This is a genomic window from Georgenia thermotolerans (assembly GCF_009193185.1).
Lineage (GTDB): Bacteria > Actinomycetota > Actinomycetes > Actinomycetales > Actinomycetaceae > Georgenia > Georgenia thermotolerans.
The window spans coordinates 55050-75627 of the sequence record NZ_VUKF01000021.1 but is presented as its reverse complement, the minus strand read 5'-3'; the positions used below and the strand labels follow the sequence as shown (position 1 = coordinate 75627).

General features: G+C 74.2%; 19 protein-coding genes. 9 read left to right on the top strand and 10 right to left on the bottom strand.

Annotation, left to right across the window (positions count from 1 at the left end; translation table 11 throughout):
• Nucleotides 1-261 precede the first annotated feature (261 nt).
• The 4 genes from GD970_RS11595 to GD970_RS11580 form a co-directional block, all read right to left on the bottom strand.
• Entirely contained in the window at nt 262-1125 is an 864-nt protein-coding gene (locus GD970_RS11595) for an HAD family hydrolase (protein ID WP_226925299.1), read from the bottom strand.
• Nucleotides 1126-1166: 41 nt separating this feature from the next.
• Entirely contained in the window at nt 1167-2453 is a 1287-nt protein-coding gene (gene serS, locus GD970_RS11590) for a serine--tRNA ligase (RefSeq protein WP_152203052.1), read from the bottom strand.
• Between the two features lie 84 nt (nt 2454-2537).
• Entirely contained in the window at nt 2538-2885 is a 348-nt protein-coding gene (locus GD970_RS11585; RefSeq protein WP_152203051.1) for a hypothetical protein, read from the bottom strand.
• Entirely contained in the window at nt 2882-3184 is a 303-nt protein-coding gene (locus GD970_RS11580; protein WP_193314923.1) for a helix-turn-helix domain-containing protein, read from the bottom strand. The genes GD970_RS11585 and GD970_RS11580 overlap by 4 nt, the downstream gene beginning before the upstream one ends.
• 289 nt (nt 3185-3473) lie before the next feature.
• On the opposite strand from GD970_RS11580, the gene GD970_RS11575 reads away from it, so the two are divergent.
• The 3 genes from GD970_RS11575 (at nt 3474) to GD970_RS11565 (ending at nt 5447) form a co-directional block, all read left to right on the top strand.
• Complete coding sequence (locus GD970_RS11575) at nt 3474-3746, top strand: helix-turn-helix domain-containing protein (RefSeq protein WP_152203050.1); 273 nt, start codon at nt 3474-3476, stop codon at nt 3744-3746.
• A gap of 60 nt (nt 3747-3806) precedes the next feature.
• A complete protein-coding gene (locus tag GD970_RS11570; RefSeq protein ID WP_152203049.1) occupies nt 3807-4118 on the top strand; it encodes a hypothetical protein in 312 nt (103 codons plus the stop codon).
• Between the two features lie 63 nt (nt 4119-4181).
• Nucleotides 4182-5447 carry a diacylglycerol/lipid kinase family protein gene (locus GD970_RS11565; RefSeq protein ID WP_152203048.1) on the top strand — a complete coding sequence of 422 codons (1266 nt, stop codon included), beginning with the start codon at nt 4182-4184 and terminating at the stop codon, nt 5445-5447.
• 16 nt (nt 5448-5463) lie between these two features.
• Here the strand turns inward: GD970_RS11565 and pheA are convergent, their stop codons facing one another.
• A complete protein-coding gene (gene pheA, locus GD970_RS11560; RefSeq protein WP_152203047.1) occupies nt 5464-6513 on the bottom strand; it encodes a prephenate dehydratase in 1050 nt (349 codons plus the stop codon).
• Between the two features lie 96 nt (nt 6514-6609).
• Here pheA and GD970_RS11555 point away from each other — a divergent pair, with 96 nt between their 5' ends.
• Nucleotides 6610-9186, top strand: a complete 2577-nt coding sequence (locus tag GD970_RS11555) for a hypothetical protein (RefSeq protein ID WP_152203046.1) — start codon at nt 6610-6612, stop codon at nt 9184-9186.
• Here the strand turns inward: GD970_RS11555 and GD970_RS11550 are convergent.
• Both GD970_RS11550 and GD970_RS11545 read right to left on the bottom strand, forming a co-directional pair.
• Entirely contained in the window at nt 9153-9959 is an 807-nt protein-coding gene (locus GD970_RS11550; RefSeq protein WP_152203045.1) for a glycosyltransferase, read from the bottom strand. The two genes, GD970_RS11555 and GD970_RS11550, sit on opposite strands and share 34 nt — an antisense overlap.
• 167 nt (nt 9960-10126) lie before the next feature.
• Nucleotides 10127-10606, bottom strand: coding sequence for a MarR family winged helix-turn-helix transcriptional regulator (locus tag GD970_RS11545; RefSeq protein WP_152203044.1), 480 nt, complete (start codon nt 10604-10606; stop codon nt 10127-10129).
• Between the two features lie 508 nt (nt 10607-11114).
• Between GD970_RS11545 and GD970_RS11540 the strand changes: the two genes are divergently transcribed.
• Complete coding sequence (locus tag GD970_RS11540) at nt 11115-12569, top strand: glucose/sorbosone family PQQ-dependent dehydrogenase (protein ID WP_152203043.1); 1455 nt, start codon at nt 11115-11117, stop codon at nt 12567-12569.
• Between the two features lie 105 nt (nt 12570-12674).
• Here GD970_RS11540 and GD970_RS11535 read toward each other — a convergent pair whose 3' ends face one another.
• On the bottom strand, nt 12675-13544 hold the full coding sequence (locus GD970_RS11535) for a DUF5926 family protein (RefSeq protein WP_152203042.1): 870 nt from the start codon (nt 13542-13544) through the stop codon (nt 12675-12677).
• A 142-nt stretch (nt 13545-13686) separates the two neighbouring features.
• Complete coding sequence (locus tag GD970_RS11530; RefSeq protein ID WP_152203041.1) at nt 13687-14040, bottom strand: rhodanese-like domain-containing protein; 354 nt, start codon at nt 14038-14040, stop codon at nt 13687-13689.
• Between the two features lie 194 nt (nt 14041-14234).
• Here GD970_RS11530 and pgm point away from each other — a divergent pair, with 194 nt between their 5' ends.
• A complete protein-coding gene (pgm, locus tag GD970_RS11525) occupies nt 14235-15914 on the top strand; it encodes a phosphoglucomutase (alpha-D-glucose-1,6-bisphosphate-dependent) (protein ID WP_152203040.1) in 1680 nt (559 codons plus the stop codon).
• 57 nt (nt 15915-15971) lie between these two features.
• On the opposite strand, the gene GD970_RS11520 is transcribed toward pgm, so the two are convergent.
• Nucleotides 15972-16433: a nucleoside deaminase gene (locus GD970_RS11520; RefSeq protein WP_226925298.1), complete on the bottom strand. Its 462-nt coding sequence runs from the start codon at nt 16431-16433 to the stop codon at nt 15972-15974.
• A gap of 89 nt (nt 16434-16522) precedes the next feature.
• Here GD970_RS11520 and GD970_RS11515 point away from each other — a divergent pair, with 89 nt between their 5' ends.
• The 3 genes from GD970_RS11515 (at nt 16523) to GD970_RS11505 (ending at nt 20562) form a co-directional block, all read left to right on the top strand.
• Nucleotides 16523-17734, top strand: coding sequence for an MFS transporter (locus tag GD970_RS11515; protein WP_152203038.1), 1212 nt, complete (start codon nt 16523-16525; stop codon nt 17732-17734).
• A 73-nt stretch (nt 17735-17807) separates the two neighbouring features.
• The gene (locus tag GD970_RS11510; protein WP_152203037.1) at nt 17808-19550 is read left to right on the top strand and encodes a pyruvate dehydrogenase; all 1743 of its coding nucleotides are present in this window, start codon (nt 17808-17810) and stop codon (nt 19548-19550) included.
• A 178-nt stretch (nt 19551-19728) separates the two neighbouring features.
• Nucleotides 19729-20562, top strand: a complete 834-nt coding sequence (locus GD970_RS11505) for an ABC transporter substrate-binding protein (RefSeq protein ID WP_152203036.1) — start codon at nt 19729-19731, stop codon at nt 20560-20562.
• The last annotated feature ends 16 nt before the right edge of the window (nt 20563-20578 follow it).

Sequence of the window (20578 nt, the reverse complement as noted above, 5' to 3'; positions counted from 1 at the left end):
ACCCTGCGGGCGGGGAAGCGCGGCGACCCTGCGGGCGGGGAGGCGCGGAGACCGTGCGGCCCGGCGCAGGGCATGACGCCCCGCGCACGACTGGCCATCTCGCTCTCCTTGGCCCCTCGCGCACTATCTGACGCCTCGCCGCGGGGTTGACGCCTCGCCGCGGGGTTGACGCCTCGCGCACTACTTGACGCCTCGCGGCGGAGTTGACGCCTAGAGCACTACTTGACGCCTCGCGCACGAGTTGACGTCTCGCGCTCGAGGTCAGCGGGTGAGGAGGGCCTGCAGGACCACCGCCGCGCCGTCGTGGAAGACGTCGTCGGTGACCGCATCGGCGGCGGCCTGCACCGGATCCGAGGACCCGCCCATGGCGACCCCGTGCGCGGCCCACTCGAGCATCTCCAGGTCGTTGGAGCCGTCGCCCATGGCGACGGTGGCGCCGGGGTCGATGTCCATGCGCCCGCGGAGCATCTCCAGGGCGCTGGCCTTCGTCACGCCGTCGGGCGAGATGTCGAGCCAGGCGGTCCAGCCGACGGCGTAGCTCACCCCGTGCAGCCCGACCCGCTGGACGAGGTCGTGGAAGTCCTGCGAGCTCAGCTCCGGGGCGCGCAGCGTCACGCGGGTGGCGGGCGCGGCGACGAGCTCCTCGAAGTCGACGACCTCGACCTGCCCGGTCAGCTCGCCCATGGGGAAGGGGGCGGTGACCTTGAACCCGCGGCCGAGGTCCTCGACGGCGAAGAGCCCGTCGGGCAGCTCCTCGCGCAGCAGCCGCAGCGTCGGCGCGGGGTCGAAGGTGACGACGTCGGAGATCTCGTGCCCCTCGTCGAGCTCGGGGTCCAGCCGGATGCACACCGCGCCGTTGGAGCACACCGCCCAGCCCCGCTCCAGGCCGAGCTCGGCGGCCACCGGCAGCACGCCCTGGACGGACCGGCCGGTGGAGAGCACCACCCGGGCGCCGACGTCGCGCAGCCCGGCGACCGCCTCGCGCACCGCGGGGCTGAGCCCGCCGTCGTGGGTGAGCAGGGTGCCGTCGATGTCCAGGGCGACCAGCAGCTCCTCCCCGGCCGGCGGCAGCGAGGCCGGCAGCACCTCGGCCCACCGGGCCGCGCGCGCGGTCAGGGGCAGCACGCCGTTCGTCGTGGGGCCGTGACCGGCCGACCCGCCCGCCGTCACCGCGCCGCCGCTCCGGCCGGCTCGAGCACCTCGAGGCCGCCCAGGTAGGGGCGCAGGCCCTCCGGCACACGCACCGAGCCGTCCGGCCGCTGGTGGTTCTCGAGGATCGCCACGATCCACCGGGTGGTGGCCAGCGTGCCGTTGAGCGTCGCCACGGTGCGGGTGCCGCCGACGGCGGTGCGCTCCCGGACGCCCAGGCGCCGGGCCTGGAAGGTGGTGCAGTTGGAGGTGGAGGTCAGCTCGAGGTAGCGGTTCTGGGTGGGCAGCCACGCCTCGCAGTCGAACTTGCGGGCGGCGGAGGTGCCCAGGTCCCCGGCCGCGGTGTCGATGACCCGGTAGGGCAGCTCGACCTTGGCGAGCATCTCCTCCTCCCAGGCGAGCAGCCGCTGGTGCTCCTCGGCGGCCTCCTCCACCGGCACGTAGGAGAACATCTCCACCTTGTTGAACTGGTGGACGCGGATGATGCCGCGGGTGTCCTTGCCGTGCGAGCCGGCCTCGCGGCGGTAGCACGAGGACCAGCCGGCGTAGCGCAGCGGGCCGGTGGACAGGTCGAGGATCTCGTCGGCGTGGTAGCCGGCGAGGGCGACCTCGGAGGTCCCGACCAGGTAGAGGTCGTCGGCCTCGAGCCGGTAGATCTCGGCGTCGTGGGCGACGTCGAAGCCGGTGCCCTGCATCGTCTCGGGGCGCACGAGGGTCGGGGTGATCATCGGCGTGAAGCCGTAGCGCACCGCCTGGTCCATCGCGGCGTTGAGCAGGGCGAGCTCGAGCCGGGCGCCGAGGCCGGTGAGGAAGTAGAACCGGGCGCCGGAGACCTTCGCGCCGCGCCGGACGTCGATGGCCCGCAGCCCCTCGCCGAGGTCGAGGTGGTCCTTGGGCTCGAACCCCTCGGCGGCGAAGTCGCGCGGGGTGCCGACGTGCTTGAGGACGACGTAGTCGTCCTCCCCGCCCACCGGGGCCGCCGGGTCGACGACGTTGGGGATGGTGCGGGCGAGGTCGTCGAGCGTGGCCTGGGCGTCGGCGGCGGCGGCCTCGGCGGCCTTGACCTGCTCGGCGAGCTCCTTGGCCCGGGCGAGGACGGCGGGGCGCTCCTCGGGGGAGGCCTTGCCCACGGACTTCGAGACCTGCTTCTGCTCGGCGCGCAGCTCCTCGAAGGAGGCGAGGGTGGCGCGGCGGGTGGCGTCCGCCTCCAGCAACTGGTCGACGAGGCGGTCGTCCGCGCCGCGGGCGCGCTGGCTGGCGCGGACCGTCTCCGGGTCCTCACGCAGTGCTCGAAGGTCGATCATGCTCGAAGCCTAATGGCCGCCCTCGTGCCGCCCGGTTCGTGCCCGCGCGCCGTCGGACCCGCAGGAGCGTCGCGGGTCGTGCCGTCAGACCCTGAGGAGCGTCGTGGGCCAGGGCGGCGGCGTGCCCGGGCAGCCCTCGCGCAGCCGGTGGGCATAGTCCTCCAGCGCCCGGCACCGGGCCAGGGCCCGGTCCCGGGCGGCCTCGGCCTTCTCCTTCTCGGCCCGCTCGTCGTCGCGGTCGGCCAACGCGCGGGCGAGGGCGCTCTCGAGATCGGCCACCTGGTCGCGGCGCGCCCGCCGGTCGGCGCCCGCGGCCGACGCGCGCGCCTTCCCCCGCGCGGCCAGGGCGTCCCACAGGCCCTGGCCGAGCCAGTGGACGAGCACCCCGGAGGCCACGGCGACGACGAGCCCGGCCCAGTCCGCGCCGCTCATCGCGTCCCTCCGACGTCGTCGCGGCAGCGGCACCGGCCGGCCCCGGCGCCCGGCGGGCAGTCGCGGGCGGACGGGAGCGGCAGGAACAGGTCGCCGGTCTCCACGCCCAGGTACGCCGCGATGCGGTCCGCGGCCTCGCGCGTGAGCGTGCGCGCGCTCCCCCGCAGCAGGCGGCCGAGGTAGGAGTGCGACGCCCAGCCGGCGGCGGCGGCCACCTCCCGCTGGGTCGCGTCCTCGACGACCATCAGCCGCGCGAGCCTCTTCGGGTCCTGCAGCACGACGACCTGTGGCAGCTCCATCGCTGACCCCTGGTGTCCCGGGCGGCGGCACGGGCGGCCCCCGCTATGGGGCGAACGTAGAGCACCCCGTCCAGCGAGACAAGACGTTTTGTACGGACATGGTGCCCAAGCCCGGCTCGGTGTCACCCTCCGATAGCAGAGGCGGGCGCGCGGCGCGGCCCGTTCGGCTGGCCGGTTCTGACCATGGACACCGGTGCCCACCCTTTGTACGGTGGAACGACCCTCATTTATCCAGCGCTACCGAACACCGCGCGCGCCGGGGCGCGCGGAGACTTGGCGGTGAGTCCTGATGGGACACCTGTGGGGCATCCTCCAGCGGCACATCGACGAGCAGCTCTACCCGCCCTCCTACCGGCAGCTCGCCGCGAAGCTCGGCGTCCAGCCGCAGACGCTGCTCAACTGGAAGCGCCCCAGCGCGCTGCCGAGCCGGGCGAACCTCAAGGCCATCGCCGCGCTCACCGGGACCCCGGAGACCGACGTGCTCCGCGCGGCCCTGATCGACACCGGCTACCTGGAACCGGACGCGGCCGATTCGCCTCCGGACCGCCGAAGCGCGGGGTAGCCTCGCCGCATCCGCGAGGGTGACCCCCAGGGGTGACCCGCCGGGTGAAGGGGGGCGCGTGTGGAGGACAACGTCCGATCCATCGACGGGCGCCGCCCGGACGCGCCCGGCGGCGAGCAGAGCGCCTACCTCAAGGGCCTCTTCGACGGGGCCGAGCGCGAGGCCGCCAACCACGACCTGCACGTCACCGAGACCACCGACATGCGCCGCCGCGCGACGTGGGTCATCGCCGCCATCACCGCGGTGGCCCTGCTCCTGGCGATCGCCCTCGTGCTGGCCCTGGTGGCCATCGTCATCCTGCTCGGCGTCGCCCCGCCGACCGGCGCCGCCGTCGCCCTCGTCCACCCGGGGGCCGCACCGGCCGGTCCCTGACGCCAGCCCCCGCCACATGCCCCCGAGGGGCGGGTGGCCCGGGGAGACCGTTACGTTGCCCCTATGACCTGGGAGGCGTGGGTGGCGGTGGCCGCCCTGGTGCTCGCGCTCGTCGCGGTGGTGCTCGGACTGGCCACCTGGCGGGCCGTGCGGCGGCGCACGCCGTCGTTCGCCGAGCCCGGGCCGCCCGAGAAGGCCGCCGACGAGCCCCGCGGCGGGCCGCCCGCTGTCGTGTTCAACCCCTCCAAGGGCGCCGACGCCCGGACGGTGCGCGCCCTCGTGGCCCAGACGGCCACCGACGTGGGGATGGACGAGCCGCTGTGGTTCGAGACCACCGTGGAGGACCCGGGCCTGGGCCAGACCCGCGAGGCGCTCGAGCGCGGCGCCTCGGTGGTCATCGCGGCGGGCGGGGACGGCACGGTCCGCGCCGTCGCCGAGGGCCTCGCGGGCACCGGGGTGCCCATGGGGCTGCTGCCGCTGGGCACCGGCAACCTCTTCGCCCGCAACCTGGACCTGCCGCTGACCAGCCAGCGCGAGATGGTCGCGACCGCGCTGACCGGGCGCAACCGCACCGTCGACCTCGGCTGGCTGCGCACCGAGCCGCTGACCGCGGCGGAGGCCCGGGAGGTGCGCGGGCGCGAGGACGCCTCGACGGCCCGCTCCGCCGAGCGCACCGAGTCCGGGCAGGCGGCCAAGGGCCGCTACCTCGACCCGGCCCACCCCGAGGACGCCGGCACGCTCGAGGAGGCCGGGGCGGTCCCGCCCGACACGCCGGCGGCGCCGGAGGACCCGGACAAGGAGCACGTCTTCCTCGTCATCGGCGGCCTCGGCTTCGACGCCGCGATGGTCGCCGGCGCGGACGAGGAGCTCAAGGCCAGGCTCGGCTGGATCGCCTACTTCGTCGCCGGCGTCAAGCACCTCGCCGGGCGGAAGATCCGGGCGTCGGTGGAGCTCGGCGCCAGCGAGCAGTCGGAGACGATCACCGCCCGCACCATCCTGTTCGCCAACGTCGGGCGCCTGCCCGGCGGCGTCGTCCTGTTCCCCGACGCCCAGATCGACGACGGCTACCTCGACATCGCCGTCATCGACACCCGCGGGGGGCTCATCGGCTGGGCGGACCTGCTGCGCAAGGTCACCCTCCAGGGGCTGGGCGTCCGCAAGGACCTCCTGCCCTACAGCACCGGCTCGATCCGGTTCCGTCGGGCCCAGGAGCTCGTGGTGCGCACCGAGGAGCCCGAGCACGTCCAGGTCGACGGCGACCTGGTCGGGTTCGCGACGACGATCTACGTTCGGGCGGAGAAGGGCGGCCTGGTCGTCCGGACCGCGTGAGGGCCGCCGCCCCGGCTCAGGCCGTCCCGCCGGCGAGCAGGTCGCGCACCCACTCGCGGGCCGCGCGGAAGTCGGCGTCGTGGGTGCCCGGGCGCAGGTGCGGGCGCTGGCCGTCGGCGCGCGGGTAGGAGCCGAGGAACCGCACCGTGGGGCACACCCGGTGCAGGCCGATGAGCGTGGCCTGCACCCGCTCCTCGCTCACGTGCCCCTCGGCGTCGATGGAGAAGGAGTACCGGCCCAGGGAGTCCCCGATGGGCCGGGACTCGATGCGCGAGAGGTTGACCCCGCGGGTGGCGAACTGCTCGAGCATGCTCAGCAGCGCCCCGGCCTCGTTGTCGGGCAGGTGGACCATGAGGGTGGTCTTGTCCGCCCCGGTGGGCTCGGGCAGGTAGCCCGGCCGGGCGACGAGGATGAACCGGGTGACGGCGTGGGGGTTGTCGGCCACGCCGTCGGCCAGCACGCTCAGGCCGTACTTCGCCGCCGACAGGGGCGAGGAGAGCGCGGCGTCGAAGCCGGGCGCGTCCTGGTCGCCGGCGAGCAGCGCCGCGGCGGCCGCGGTGGAGGTGGCCGGCACGTGCACGGCGCCGGGCAGGTGCGCGGCCACCCAGCCGCGGCACTGGGCCCAGGCGTGCGGGTGGGTGGAGATGCGCCGCACGTGCGCCAGGGTCATCCCCTCGCGGGCGGCCAGCACGAACGCGATCGGCACGAGCATCTCGCCGACGATGACCAGCGGGGAGCCGGTCGCGAGGCTGTCGAGGGTGACGTTGACGCTGCCCTCGACCGAGTTCTCGATCGGCACGACGGCGAAGTCCGCCTCCCCGCGGCGCACCAGGTCCAGCGCGGTCACCACGTCCAGGCACGGGACGAGGTCGGACTCCGTGGGATCGGTCACCTGCAGCAGCGCCGCCTCGGTGAAGGTGCCCTCCGGGCCGAGGTAGGCGTAGCGGGCGCGGGCGGTGCCCGTCGCGGCGGGCGCGGGCGCCGCCTCGGCCGCGCCATGGCGCGCCTCGGCGAGCCCGTCGGGCACCGTGCTGACGCGCTCGACGTCGCCTGCGTCGTCGTGCATGAGGGATCCTCCCGGTCTCAGATCGCGCCCGAGCCTAGTGCCGTGCGCGCGCCCCCTCCCCGGCCGGTCCAGCACGTGGCACGTAGGCTTCCGGACGTGAGCAGCACCCGACGCCGGCAGCAGCAGCGGCGCAGGGCCACCATCATCGCGCTGGTCGTCGCCCTGGCCCTCGTGCTGCCCTTCCTCCTGCCGCTGGTCCAGGCGGCGGCCGCCACGCCGGCCGCCGGGGTGACCGCGGGCACCGGGACGGCACCGGCCGCCGGCGCGCCGGCGCCGCCCGCCGGCCCCCGCGCGCAGCCGGGCACCGCCGGCCCGGACGCCCCGGTCGTCGTCATCGGCACCGCCGGGGTGCGCTGGGAGGACCTGTCCTCCCTGGCCACGCCGAACATGTGGGGCCTGGCCCAGCACGGGGCCAGCGCCAACCTGGTGGTGCGCTCGGTGCGCTCCTCCACCTGCCCGGCCGACGGCTGGCTCGCCCTCTCCGCCGGCCGGCGCGCCGCCGACGTGCCGATGGAGCAGTACGGCACCTGCCGCCACCTGGACGAGGCGGACCAGGGCGGCGCCGTGCCCGGCTGGTCCGACTACCTCGGGGCCGCCGCCGCCGCGTCCTACGACGCCACCCCCGGCCTCCTCGGCGACACCCTGAGCCAGGCGGGCGTGCCCACCCTCGCCGTCGGCCCCGGCGCCGCGATCGCGCTGGCCACCTCGGCCGGCACGGTGGCCGGCGAGCACGCCTACGCCTCCACCAGCTCCGTGCGCCTGCAGGACCAGGTGGCCCAGGCGCTGCCCGGCAAGGCGCTCGCCGTCGTCGACGTCGGCGCGGTGCGCGACCGCAACCGCCCGCTGGTGCCCGCGCCCAGCGACGCCCCGAGCGCCACGAGCCCGCTCAGCGAGCCGGCGCCCGCCGAGACCCCGAGCCTGCCCGCCGAGGAGGCCTGGCTGCTCAAGTCCCCGGAGCGGGGCCTGCAGGTCGCGGCGATCGACGCGCGGGTGGGGGCGGTGCTCGCCGCCGTGCGCGAGTCCGCGCCCCACGCGACCGTGCTGCTCGCCTCGGTGGCCGACTCCGGGTCGGTCGCCCTCATGCAGCTGCTCACCGGCGACGGCCCGGCGCTGCCGCCGATCCCCGCCGACGGCGCCGTGTTCGACACCCGCTCCACCCGCCAGCCGGGCATGGTCCAGTCCACCGACCTCACGCCCACCGTGCTCGCGATGCTCGGCGTCGACGTCCCCGCCGGCCTGGCCGGGGCGCCGCTGGGCGTGACCGACGACGGCCGCTCCGGCCCGGCCCGCGTGGCCGCGCTCGACGACACGAACCGGCACGCGGTGGAGGTCAAGGCCCTGGTGGGGCCGTTCTACTCGGCGCTGGTCCTCGTCAACCTGCTGCTCTACGGCGTGGTGACGCTCGGGCTGAACCGGCGCATGCTCGACGGCGCGGCGGCGCGCCTGGAGGGGCACGGGCCGACCCGCGCCCGGATGGCTCGGGCGCTGCGCTCGCGCCGCCCGGCCCCGCTGCTGCGCACGCTGCGCTGGGCCGCGGTGATCATCGGCGCCGTGCCGGTGGCGTCCTACCTGACCAACCTGCTGCCGTGGTGGCGCGCCGACAGCCCCGCCAGCGCGGTGTACGCCCTCACCCTGGCCCTCGCCGTCGTCATCGCCGCGGTGGCGCTGGCCGGGCCGTGGCGGCGCCGGCTGCTCGCGCCGGTCGGCGTGGTCGCCGGCCTGACCGCCGTGGTGCTCGCCGGGGACGTCCTCACCGGCGCCCGGCTGCAGGTCTCCTCCCTCATGGGGATCCAGCCGCAGGTGGGCGGGCGGTTCTACGGGTTCAACAACTCCTCGTTCTCCCTCTTCGCCGCCGCCACCATCCTCGTGGCCCTGTGCGTGAGCGACCCGCTGGTGCGGCGCGGGCGACGGCGCTGGGCCGCGGCGGCCATCGCGGTCATCGGGCTCGTCGCCACGGTGCTCGACGGCGCCCCGTCGATCGGGGCCGACTTCGGCGGCCCGCCGGCGCTGATCCCCGGCTTCCTCGTGCTCGCGCTGCTGGCGATGGGCGTCCGGCTGACCTGGCAGCGGGTGCTGGCCGTGCTCGGCGTCACCGCGGTGGCGGCGCTGAGCTTCTCGGTGGTCGACTGGCTGCGCCCGCCCGCCGAGCGCTCGCACCTGGGCCGCTTCGTCGAGACGGTGCTCGACGGCGGGCTGTGGTCGGTCATCAGCCGCAAGGCCTCGCAGAACCTGACCAACCTGTTCGGCTCGACCCTGACCCTGCTGGTGATCGGCGGGATCGTCGTCGTGGTCGTCCTGCTCACCCGGCCGCTGCGGCGGGAGCACCGGGGCGAGTCCAGCTACGGCTGGCTCACCGGCGGGGACACCATCGGGCGCATCGACCGCGACGCCGTCATGCTGCGCCCCACGCTGGTGGCGCTGGGCACCACGTTCGCGCTCGCCTTCGCCGTCAACGACTCCGGCATCGTGCTGCCGGCCATCGGGATCTCCATGTCCGTGCCGCTGCTGGTGGCGGTGGTGACGGGCTGGCTGCTCGTGCACGGCGTCGCCGAGAGCGGCGAGCTACCGGACGCCCCGGACGACGGCGGCCGACGCCCGGGCGAGGGGCCCGAGGCGGAGCCGGGGCCCGACGAGGACGCTCAGCCCTCCGGCGAGGTCGCCCAGGCGCGGTAGGGGCGGCCGGGCTTCTGGTGGGCGGCGTCGTCCCCGCGCCGCGAGGGCGGCACGCGCACCCCGCGCAGCCGCCGGGCGTTGACCGCCAGGGCGACGTCGCGGTACTGCGCGCCGCGGTGCAGCTGGCCGGCGAGGTCGTTGCGGGAGGGCCGGTGACGCAGGTCGCAGGGCACCTCCATGACCGTCAGCCCGGCGACGAGCAGGTCGATGGTCATCCCGGTCTCCACGCCCCAGCCGCGCGAGAGCGGGCTGGCCGCCTCGAACGCGGCGCGGGTGAGGCACCGCTGGCCGGAGAGCGGCTGGGTGGGGGTCCAGCCGGTGGCGCGGGCGATGGACCGGCGCGCAAGGCCGGTGACGATGCCGCGGCCGCCGGCGCCGGGCTGGGGCGGCAGCACGGCGATGGTGCAGTCGGCCCGGCCCTCGAGGACCGGGGGGACCAGCGGCGCGGTCGCCACCGCGGTCTCGCCCAGGTCGGCGTCGAGGAAGAGGAGCAGGCGCGGGGGCCGGCCCTCGACGTCGCGCATGGCCACGACGGAGGCGCCGGTCTCCATGGCGGAGGCCTTGCCGCGGTTGACCGAGTGCCGCACGACGACGGCACCGGCGGCGCGGGCCGCGTGCTGGGTGTCGTCCTCGGAGCCGTCGTCGACCACGAGCACGAGGTCGACGTGCGGGATGGCGCGGGCGGCGCGGACGGTGGCGGCGATGCGGTCCACCTCGTCCTTGGCGGGGATGACGACGGCGACCCGCTGGGACCTCGCTCCTGCCTGCCTCACGAGTGCCACCCTATCCACGATCTCGACCCGTCGTGCACCGCGTCCGGGCGAGGGCTTGACCACCTCATGACGAAAGGCGGACCGGTGGGACGGCGGCGCGGGCCGGCACCCCCGACACCAGCCGGCGCCCGCCGGCGCGCTCGCTCCCGGCGTGCGGGCGGGAACGGCTACCGGCCGGGCGGACGGTTGGCGCGGTAGAGGTCCGTCATGGCCTCGGCGACGAGGGCGGCCCGATCGGGGCCGAGGACGTCGATGACCCGGGACCGGTTGACGTCCGCGACGAGACGGGCCAGCTCGGCGGCGACGTCGCTGCCGGCGGGCGTGAGCTCGAGGAAGGTCACGCGCCGGTCGTCCGCACACGGGACCCGGACGACCAGGCCCCGCCGGGTGAGCTTGTCCGCGATCTTCGTGAAGCCACCGGTGGTGAAGGCGGCCGCGCGGGCGAGCTTCGCCATGGGAACGCGGTGCTCGGGGTGGCGGTGCAGGTTGAGCAGCGTCTCCGCCTCCGCCTCGTTCAGGGCGAAGGCCGCCTTGATGGCGCCGTGGATCGCCCGGTTCGTCGCCTGGAAGCCCTGGATCACGCGCCCCCACAGCTCGATGGACGCTCGGTCATCGAGCGTCGGCGACGCCTTGGTCGGTGGCGTCATCGGAAGCTCCATCCCTGGGAGAGTGCCGCCCCTGCACCGCCAAGATACTTAGCGCGCAAGCAGGTTGCGAGACAGGTACGGGAGTGTCGGCGGCGATCGCCACACCCCTGGAGCGAGGCGTTCGCCACACCAGCTCCCGCCCCCCGGCGCGAGGCGTGCACCACACCACCACCCACCCTCCGGAACGGCACCCTCCCGGCATGCGCCCCCACGTCCACCGAGGGGTCGCCGCACTACCCCGCCCCACCTGGGCTTTTCCCCGCCCGGTCGACGACTCCGCCCCACGTGCCGAAGGGTCCGAGCGGGGCCGGCCGTGCCCCAGGCCTCGCGGCGGGCCATTTAGTTAAGTTGTCAACTACTTTCATGGAAGGTTACGGTCCCCGAGTCGTTCCACCGGGAGCGGCCACCGAGGCTGAAACCGCCGCGCATCAGCGCAGCGGGACCCGGTGGTAAGTCCGTCTCGGCAGCTGCTGCCGCAGACCCATTCTCGGAAAGAGGCAGATACCCCATGCGTCCTCGTCCCCTCCTGACCGCCACCCTCACCACCCTGGCCGCCGCCGCGGTCGCCGCCCCGGCGCTGGCAGCCGCCACGCCGCCCAGCGACGGCGGCAGCGGCACCACCCAGGCCCCGGCCGTGACGGAGGACTTCGAGCGCAAGGTGCTCACCACCGGCCTGGCCAACCCCTTCGAGGTGCTCTACGGCCCCGGCGGGAAGCTGTGGGTCACCGAGCGCACCGCGGGCCACGTCACCCAGGTCGACCCCGCCACCGGCGAGAAGACGATCATCCTGACCATCGACGACGTCATGACCACCGCCGGGGAGCAGGACGGCCTGCTCGGCATGGCCCTGCACCCGGACCTGCTCAAGGACAACAAGAAGCACAACCAGTACGTCTACCTGTCCTACACCTACGACGGCGGCGGCGTGGGCCCGGCCGGCGAGGAGCTCGACCGGCGCCAGCGCCTGGTGCGCTACACCTACGACGCCGGCACCAACACCCTGGTCGACCCGACGACCCTGATCGAGGGCATGCCCGCCAGCGACGACCACAACTCCGGGCGCCTCGTCTTCGGCCCCGACAGCAAGCTCTACTACACGATCGGCGACCGCGGGAACAACCAGGACCTCAACGCCTACAAGCCCAACGAGGCCCAGCGCCTGCCCACCCAGGACGAGGTCGACGCCCAGGACTGGACCGCCTACCAGGGCAAGACCCTGCGCCTGAACCTCGACGGCTCCATCCCCAAGGACAACCCCAAGCTCGACGGCGTCACGAGCCACGTCCTGACCTACGGCCACCGCAACCCCCAGGGGCTGACCTTCGCCAACGGCAAGCTCTACTCCTCCGAGCAGGGCCCCAAGAGCGACGACGAGCTCAACCTCCTCAAGGCCGGCGGCAACTACGGCTGGCCCTACGTCTCGGGCTACAAGGACGACCAGGCCTACGTCTTCGGTGACTGGTCCGCCGGCACCACGCTGCCCTACGACGGGTTCACCATCCCCGACGAGGTCCCGCAGTACTTCGAGCACGACTTCACGGCCGCGAACTTCGTCGAGCCGCTGCGCACGTACTTCACCGTCGCCGACAACCACGACTTCAAGGGCGACGACTGCGACACCTCCGGGATGTACTTCATCTGCTACCCGACGATCGCCCCCTCCAGCCTCGAGCACTACGACGCGACGGCCATCCCGGGCTGGGAGAACTCCCTGCTCATGCCCACCCTCAAGAGCGGCGAGCTCTTCCGCGTCGACCTGGCCGACGACGGCGAGAAGGTCGGCGACTCCCAGCGGCTGTTCCGCTCCGTCAACCGCTACCGCGACACCGCCATCAGCCCCGACGGCGCCACCATCATCGTGGCCACCGACTCCGGCGGCCTGGCCCGCGGCGCCGACGGCGACTCCACCACCGAGCTCGAGAACCCCGGCTCCCTGCTCACCTTCACCTACACCGGCAAGTAAGCAGCAGGAACACAGCCCGTCGGGGTGCGGACCACCGGTCCGCACCCCGACGGTTGGTGGGGCGCGTCAGCGCACGAGGCGCCCGCGCCCCGGAAGGTCAGCGGGTCAGCGGAGGCTCACCTGGCGGGAGACGATGCCGGCGCGAGCGCGGCGCTCGTCGGCGGTGAGCGCCGCGTCGGACGCCAGGGCCTCCTCCAGCTTCTTCTCGAAGGCCCGCAGCGGCTCGGCGATCTCCTCGGCCTCGGTGCCCGGCGCCAGCTCCCAGACGGGGATGAGGATGCCGCAGGCGCGGAAGGCACCGATGAACTTCGAGCCCTCGTCGATGGCCGACTCGCGGGCAGCGTGCAGGCGGGCGATCGCGTCGAGGACGCGCTCCTGGTCCTCCGGGCGGGCCCAGCGGAGGAACTCGCGGGCGCCCATGCGCACCCAGTAGGCCGAGTCGACGCCGTCGATCTTGACGGTGGGGACGATCTCCTCGCTGGCGTGCTCGAGCGCGTGCGCGACCTCCGGGTCCTCCGCGGCGCCGGGGGCGAGCCAGTAGTCGAAGGTGTCGTGGACGGTGACCTCGAAGGGCACCGAGGTGTCCAGGACGTCCTGCAGGCGCGGGCCCGGCTCGGGCAGGCCGGCGTTGGTCAGCGGGGTGCCCGGCTCGAGGGCGAGGGCGTCGAGCAGGGCGGCGGCGACGTCGCGCGAGGCGTCGCCGGAGTGCTGGGGCGTCTGCAGGGCGACGAGCACGGTGCCGTCCTCGCGGTGCAGCGCGGGCAGCGTGTCGGGCAGGAGGGTGACGAGCTGGACCTCGCGAGCGCCGTGCTCCTCGGTGGTGCGGACCGTCACCGACGCGGCGGGGACGACCTCGCGCAGCGCGACCAGGTCGGTCTCGCCGGGCAGGCCCTCGAAGGGCCGCTCGACGTAGGGGACTTCCTGGCGCTTCGGCTTCGGCGTGCCCTCGGACTTCTTGCGGCTCTTCTTACCCATGGGGCCCAAGCGTACGGGTCACGACGGCGAGCCCCGACGAGGGCACCGGCGGGCCGCTCGCCGCGGCGCCGCGCCGTCCCCCGCTGCTCGCCACGGCGCCGGGCCGTCTCCCCCGCTGCTCGCCGCGGCGCCGGGCGGGACGTCAGAGGACGGTCGCTGTGCGGCCGTCCTCGGCGGTGAGGGGCAGCCCCGCGGCCTGCCACTGCTTCATGCCGCCCTCGACGTTGTAGGCGTCGTAGCCGGAGTGGTTGAGCCAGGCGGCCGAGCGGGCCGAGCGGCCGCCGGAGCGGCACACCACCAGCAGCTCGCCGTCCGGCAGCTCGTCCACCCGGGCCGGCAGCTCGCCCATGGGGATGTGCACGGCGCCGGGCGCGTGACCGGCGTCCCACTCGTCCTGCTCGCGCACGTCGAGCAGGACGAAGCCCTCCGGGACGGGCTGCTGGGGGTCGAGGTCGGCGATGGTCACCGGGGTGCCGGGGACGTCGGGAAGTGTCATGGCCCCAGCGTAGGCAGCCGCGGGCGGCCGGGCAGGCGGTCGGCCGCGGCGGTCGCGGGTGGCGGCTGCGGGCGGCGCGCGGGCTCAACGGCGAGGAACCCCCAGGTGGAGGACGCACGAACAGGGGGCGAGCCGGCGGCGGCGACCGCGCTATCTCGGGCGTTCCCCGGGGCTCCGGTGGCAGGATCGGCTCCATGCATGAGCGCGCCGGCACTCCCGCCCAGCCCGAGGACCTCATCGACGTCGACAAGGTCGTCTCCGCCTACTACGACCTCACCCCGGACCCCGACGACCCGGCCCAGCAGGTCGTCTTCGGCACCTCCGGGCACCGCGGCTCCAGCCTCGACAGCGCCTTCAACGAGGCGCACATCGTGGCCACCACCGCCGCGATCGTCGAGTACCGCCGCTCCCAGGGCATCGACGGCCCGCTGTTCATCGGCCGGGACACCCACGCCCTGAGCGAGCCGGCCTGGCGCACCGCCATCGAGGTGCTCAGCGCCGCCGGGGTGGAGGTCCGCGTCGACGCCCGCGACTCCTGGACGCCCACCCCGGCCGTCTCGCACGCCATCCTGCGCGCGAACGGCGCCGGCACCACCGGCGGGGTGCGGGTGGAGGGCCCGGGCCGCGCCGACGGCATCGTCGTCACCCCCTCGCACAACCCCCCGCGCGACGGCGGCTTCAAGTACAACCCCCCGCACGGCGGCCCGGCCGGCTCGGACGCCACCTCCGTCATCGCCGCCCGCGCCAACGAGATCCTGCGCAGCGGCTGGCAGGAGGTGTCCCGGACCCCGTTCGAGCGGGCCATCGCCGCGGAGAGCACCCGCAAGAACGACTACCTCAGCGCCTACGTCGACGACCTCGTCAACGTCCTCGACCTCGACGCCATCCGCGAGGCCGGCGTGCGCATCGGCGCGGACCCGCTGGGCGGGGCGTCGGTGGAGTACTGGGCCGCGATCGGCGAGCGCCACCACCTCGACCTCACCGTGGTCAACCCGGCCGTGGACCCGACCTGGCGGTTCATGACGCTGGACTGGGACGGCAAGATCCGCATGGACTGCTCCTCCCCCTTTGCGATGGCGTCGCTGCGGGACAAGATGCGCCCCACCGACGGGCAGACGCCCTACGACATCGCCACGGGCAACGACGCCGACTCCGACCGGCACGGCATCGTCACCCCCGACGGCGGGCTGATGAACCCCAACCACTACCTCGCCGTCGCCATCGAGTACCTCTTCACCCACCGCCCGGGCTGGCGCGCGGACGCGGCCGTGGGCAAGACGCTGGTCTCCTCCGCCCTCATCGACCGGGTCGCGGCCGGGCTGGGCCGCACCCTCATCGAGGTGCCGGTGGGCTTCAAGTACTTCGTGCCCGGGCTGCTCGACGGCTCGGTCGGCTTCGGCGGCGAGGAGTCGGCCGGGGCGTCGTTCCTGCGCAAGGACGGCACGGTGTGGACCACCGACAAGGACGGCATCCTCCTCGCGCTGCTCGCCTCGGAGATCCTCGCGGTGACCGGCCGGTCCCCCAGCGAGCTCCACGCCGACCTCGTCGAACGGTACGGCGCCAGCGCCTACGCCCGCATCGACGCCCCCGCCAGCAAGGCGCAGAAGGCCAAGCTCGCCAAGCTGCGCCCCGAGGACGTCGCCGCCACCGAGCTGGCCGGGGCGCCGATCACCGACCGGCTGGTGGACGCGCCCGGCAACGGCGAGGCCATCGGCGGGCTCAAGGTCACCACCGCGGACGCCTGGTTCGCCGCGCGGCCCTCGGGGACCGAGGACGTGTACAAGATCTACGCCGAGTCCTTCAAGGGCGAGCAGCACCTCACCGCGGTGCAGGCGGAGGCGAAGAAGGTGGTCGACGCGGCGCTGGGCGAGTAACGCCCAGGCCGGGGCGCCGGTCGCCGGGCGGGCGTCACGCCCCCCGGCGACGGCCGCTCACTCCTGGCCGATGTCCTCGTTCCACAGCCCCGGCTCGGCGGCGACGAAGTCGCGCATGAGGCTCACGCACTCGGCGTCGTCGAGCACGACCACCTCGACGCCCCGTTCGCGCAGCAGGTCCTCCCCGCCGCGGAAGGTCCGGTTCTCGCCGATGACCACCCGCGGGATCTTGTAGAGCAGGATCGCGCCCGTGCACATGTCGCACGGCGAGAGCGTGGTGACCATCGTGGCCCGGGCGTACACCGACGCCGGCAGCCGGCCGGCATTCTCCAGGCAGTCGGTCTCGCCGTGCCGGATGGCGCTGCCGTCCTGCACCCGCCGGTTGCGCCCGACGGCGAGCACGGCTCCGTCCACGACCAGGGCCGCCCCGATGGGCACCCCACCCTCGGCACGGCCGGCCCGGGCCTCGGCGCGGGCGACGGCGAGGGCGTCGATGTCGGTGATGGCGGGGGTCTGCACGAGGGCCATCTTGGCGGGTGGGCAACCTCACCGGTAGCAGGCGGCGCACCGTGTCTCGGCGGCGGACGCGGTGCGCCAGAATCGTCCTCGTGCTAGGGCCCTACCGCCAGATCCTGTCCCTCCCCGGCGCCCTGGCCTTCTCCGCCGCCGGGCTGCTCGCCCGGTTCCCCGGCGGGATGATCAGCCTCGGCATCATCCTCATGCTCTCGGCCCTGACCGGCTCCTACGCCACGGCCGGGTCGGTGGCGGCCACGTTCGTCGTCGCGCAGGCCGTCTGCGCGCCGCAGCTGGCCCGGCTCGTCGACCGGCACGGCCAGGCCCGGGTCATGGCGCCCTCCCTGGCCCTGAGCGCCGCGGGCCTGCTCGCCCTGGTCCTCGCCGCCGTCACCGGCGCCCCCACCTGGACGCTGTACGCCGCCGCCGCCGTGGCCGGCGCCACCGTCGGCTCCATGGGCGCCCTCGTCCGGGCCCGGTGGACCCAGGTGGTGCGCACCCCCGGTGAGCTCCACAGCGCCTTCTCCCTCGAGTCCGCGCTCGACGAGGTCACGTTCGTCGTCGGGCCGGTCGTCGCGACCGTGCTGGCGACGGGCGTCGCCCCCTGGGCGGGCGTGTCGCTCGCGCTCGTCCTCGTGGTCGTGGGCGGCTACACCTTCCTCGCGCAGCGGGCCACGGAGCCCCCGCTCGTCGTCGTCGAGGGCCGCGCCGCCCGCGGCTCGGTCATGCGCTCGGCCGCCATGGCCGGCCTGGTGGGTGTGTTCGTCTTCGTGGGCAGCATCTTCGGCGCCAGCGACGTCGCGACCGTCGCCTTCACCGCCGAGCAGGGCAGCCCGGGCGCGGCGGGCGTCCTGCTGGGCATCTTCGCCACGGGGTCGATGATCGCCGGGCTGCTCTACGGCGCCAAGGTGTGGGAGGGGCCGGCGTGGCGGCGGTTCCTGCTCGGCGTCGTCGTGCTCGCCGTGGGCAGCGCGCTGTTCCTCCTCGTCGGCTCGCTCCCCGTCATGGCCGCGGTGATGTTCGTGACCGGGTTCGCCATCTCCCCGACGATCATCAACGGCAACGCGATCATCCAGCACATCGTCGCGCCCGGCCGGCTCACGGAGGGGCTGACCTGGCTGAGCACCGGGATCAACCTGGGCGTCTCGGTCGGGGCGTCCGTGGCCGGGGCGATGATCGACCGCGCCGGCTCGGTCGGGGGCTTCGGCACCGTCGCGGTCTCGGGCCTGCTCGCCGTGCTTGCCGCGCTGTTCACCGCGCCGGTGCTGCGCCGCCGCGCGGGGCGCGACCTCCCCCACGTGCCCTGACGCCCGGGCTCGACCTGCGGCACCGCACCGGCCGGGGCAGGATCGGGGCGAACCCGAGCCGAAGGAGCACACTGTGGCACGCAGCGTCGCCGAGCACCTCGTCAACCAGCTGGTCGCCGCCGGGGTCGAACGCATCTACGGCATCGTCGGCGACTCCCTCAACCCGGTCGTCGACGCCGTGCGCCGCACCCCGGGCATCGACTGGGTGCACGTGCGCCACGAGGAGGCCGCGGCCTTCGCCGCCGGGGCCGAGGCGGAGGTCACCGGCAAGCTGACCGCGTGCGCCGGCTCCTGCGGGCCGGGCAACCTGCACCTCATCAACGGCCTGTACGACGCCAACCGCAACAAGGTGCCCGTCGTGGCCATCGCCTCGCACATCCCCAGCGACCAGATCGGCACCGACTTCTTCCAGGAGACCCACCCGGACCGCATCTTCACCGAGTGCTCGGTGTTCTCGGAGATGGTCTCGAGCCCGGACCAGGTGCCCCGGGTGACCCGCACCGCCATCCAGCACGCGATCGCCGAGCCGGGCGTCGCGGTGATCACCCTGCCGGGTGACGTCGCCGACCAGCCCGTCGACGACGCCGGGCAGCAGGCGGTCGTGCCCACCCCGCGCCATGCCCGCCTCGTGCCCGACGCCGCCGACGTCACCGCCCTGGCGGAGGCGATCAACAACGCCGACAAGGTGACGCTGTTCGTCGGCGCGGGGGCCCGCGGCGCCCACGCCGAGGTCCTCGAGCTCGCCGACCTGGCCGCCGCGCCGATCGGCCACTCCCTGCGCGGCAAGGAGGTCATCCAGTACGACAACCCCTTCGACGTCGGCATGTCGGGCCTGCTCGGCTACGGCGCCTGCGTCGACGCCATGGAGGGCGCCGACCTCCTCGTCCTGGTCGGCACGGACTTCCCCTACAAGGCCTTCCTGCCCCAGGACGTCACCACCGCGCAGATCGACGTCGACGCCAGCCACCTGGGCCGGCGCACCCGGCTGGACCTGCCGGTGCACGGCGACGTCAAGGAGACGATGCGGCTGCTCATCCCGCAGATCCGGCGCAAGACGGACCGGAAGTTCCTCGAGCGGATGCTCAAGAAGCAGCGCGACATGATGACCAAGGTCGTCGGCGCGTACACCCGCAACGTCGAGAAGATGCGGCCCATCCACCCCGAGTACGCCGCCGTCCTGCTCGACGAGGCGGCCAGCGAGGACGCCGTCTTCACCGTGGACACCGGCATGTGCAACGTGTGGGCGGCCCGCTACCTCACGCCCAACGGCCGGCGCCGGGTCATCGGCTCGTTCCTCCACGGGTCCATGGCGAACGCGCTGCCGCACGCCATCGGGGCGGCGTTCGCCGAGCCCAGCCGCCAGGTCGTGGCGCTCGCCGGCGACGGCGGCCTGTCGATGCTGCTGGGCGAGCTCATCACCATGCGCACGTACAACCTGCCCATCAAGGTCGTCGTGTTCAACAACGCCACCCTGGGCATGGTCAAGCTCGAGATGATCGTCGAGGGGCTGCCCTCCCACGGCACCGACTCCCCCGCCGTCGACTACCGGCGGCTGGCGATGTCGCTGGGCATCCCCGCGGTGCGCGTGGAGGACCCGCGCGACCTGCGCAGGGCGCTCAAGGACGGCCTGCGCCGCGAGGGCCCGGCGCTCATCGACATCGTCACCGACCCCAACGCGCTGTCCATCCCGCCGTCGATCACCTCCGGGCAGATCCGGGGCTTCGCCACGGCGGTGACCAAGCAGGTGCTCGGCGGCGGCATGGGCGAGGTCATGGCGATGGCCCGGTCGAACCTGCGGAACGTCCCGCGGCCGTGACGGCGCCGTCGGCCGCCCACGCACCGAGACGGTGGCCCACTGCTTGGACCGGGTGCGCTGTGATCTGCAACACTCGCAACATCGGCGCCGCCTCGTCGTCACATCGACGTGATGCCATGACGGGCACCATGCGCCGACAAGCCGCACTATGTTGACTGCCAACCCTCGGGAGGCCCTCATGACCGCTCGTCACTTCCGCGCCGGCGCCCTGGTGGCTGGCGCCGCCCTCGTGCTGGCCGCCTGCGGCGGGGGAGGGCAGGGCGGCGGCAGCACCACCGGCGGCGCCACCGCGGGCGGCGCGGACCTCGGGCTGGTCAAGCAGGGCACGCTGACGGTCTGCTCCGACGTGCCCTACCCGCCCTTCGAGGTGGAGGACTCCTCCAAGCCCAGCGGCTACGGCGGCTTCGACATCGACCTGCTCCAGCAGATCGCCGACAAGCTCGGCGTCACCCTGTCGGTCCAGGACGTCAGCTTCGACGCGCTGCAGTCGGGCACCACGCTGGCCGCCGGCCAGTGCGACGTCGGCGCCTCCGCCATCACCATCACCGACGCCCGCAAGCAGAACCTCGACTTCACGGACCCGTACTACGACTCCCTGCAGTCCCTGCTCGTGAAGAAGGACTCCGGCATCTCCTCGATCAAGGACCTCGCGGGCAAGAAGGTCGGCGTCCAGCAGGGCACCACGGGCAAGAGCTACGCCGAGAAGAACGCCCCGGACGCGAACATCGTCGACTACCCCTCCGACGGCGAGCTGTGGCCGGCCCTGCAGGCGGGGCAGATCGACGCGATCCTCCAGGACTACCCGGTCAACCTCGAGCACGAGAAGGCCGACCCGAGCTACACGGTGGTCGAGCAGTACAAGACCGACGAGCAGTACGGCTTCGCCCTCGCCAAGGGCAAGAACCCCAAGCTCCTCGAGGCGATCGACACCGAGCTCAAGACCCTGCGCGACGACGGCACGTACCAGAAGATCTACGACTCGTACTTCTCGACCGCCGGAGCCTCCTCCTGACCCACCGGGGGTCCGT

Excerpts from the sequence above, each read along its gene's own strand:
- pheA (WP_152203047.1), bottom strand. The coding sequence starts at position 6,513 with ATGCACGACGACGCAGGCGACGTCGAGCGCGTCAGCACGGTGCCCGAC.
- pgm (WP_152203040.1), top strand. The coding sequence starts at position 14,235 with ATGCATGAGCGCGCCGGCACTCCCGCCCAGCCCGAGGACCTCATCGAC.
- GD970_RS11535 (WP_152203042.1), bottom strand. The coding sequence starts at position 13,544 with ATGGGTAAGAAGAGCCGCAAGAAGTCCGAGGGCACGCCGAAGCCGAAG.
- serS (WP_152203052.1), bottom strand. The coding sequence starts at position 2,453 with ATGATCGACCTTCGAGCACTGCGTGAGGACCCGGAGACGGTCCGCGCC.
- GD970_RS11540 (WP_152203043.1), top strand. The coding sequence starts at position 11,115 with ATGCGTCCTCGTCCCCTCCTGACCGCCACCCTCACCACCCTGGCCGCC.
- GD970_RS11580 (WP_193314923.1), bottom strand. The coding sequence starts at position 3,184 with ATGGAGCTGCCACAGGTCGTCGTGCTGCAGGACCCGAAGAGGCTCGCG.
- GD970_RS11575 (WP_152203050.1), top strand. The coding sequence starts at position 3,474 with ATGGGACACCTGTGGGGCATCCTCCAGCGGCACATCGACGAGCAGCTC.
- GD970_RS11585 (WP_152203051.1), bottom strand. The coding sequence starts at position 2,885 with ATGAGCGGCGCGGACTGGGCCGGGCTCGTCGTCGCCGTGGCCTCCGGG.
- GD970_RS11565 (WP_152203048.1), top strand. The coding sequence starts at position 4,182 with ATGACCTGGGAGGCGTGGGTGGCGGTGGCCGCCCTGGTGCTCGCGCTC.
- GD970_RS11545 (WP_152203044.1), bottom strand. The coding sequence starts at position 10,606 with ATGACGCCACCGACCAAGGCGTCGCCGACGCTCGATGACCGAGCGTCC.
- GD970_RS11505 (WP_152203036.1), top strand. The coding sequence starts at position 19,729 with ATGACCGCTCGTCACTTCCGCGCCGGCGCCCTGGTGGCTGGCGCCGCC.
- GD970_RS11530 (WP_152203041.1), bottom strand. The coding sequence starts at position 14,040 with ATGACACTTCCCGACGTCCCCGGCACCCCGGTGACCATCGCCGACCTC.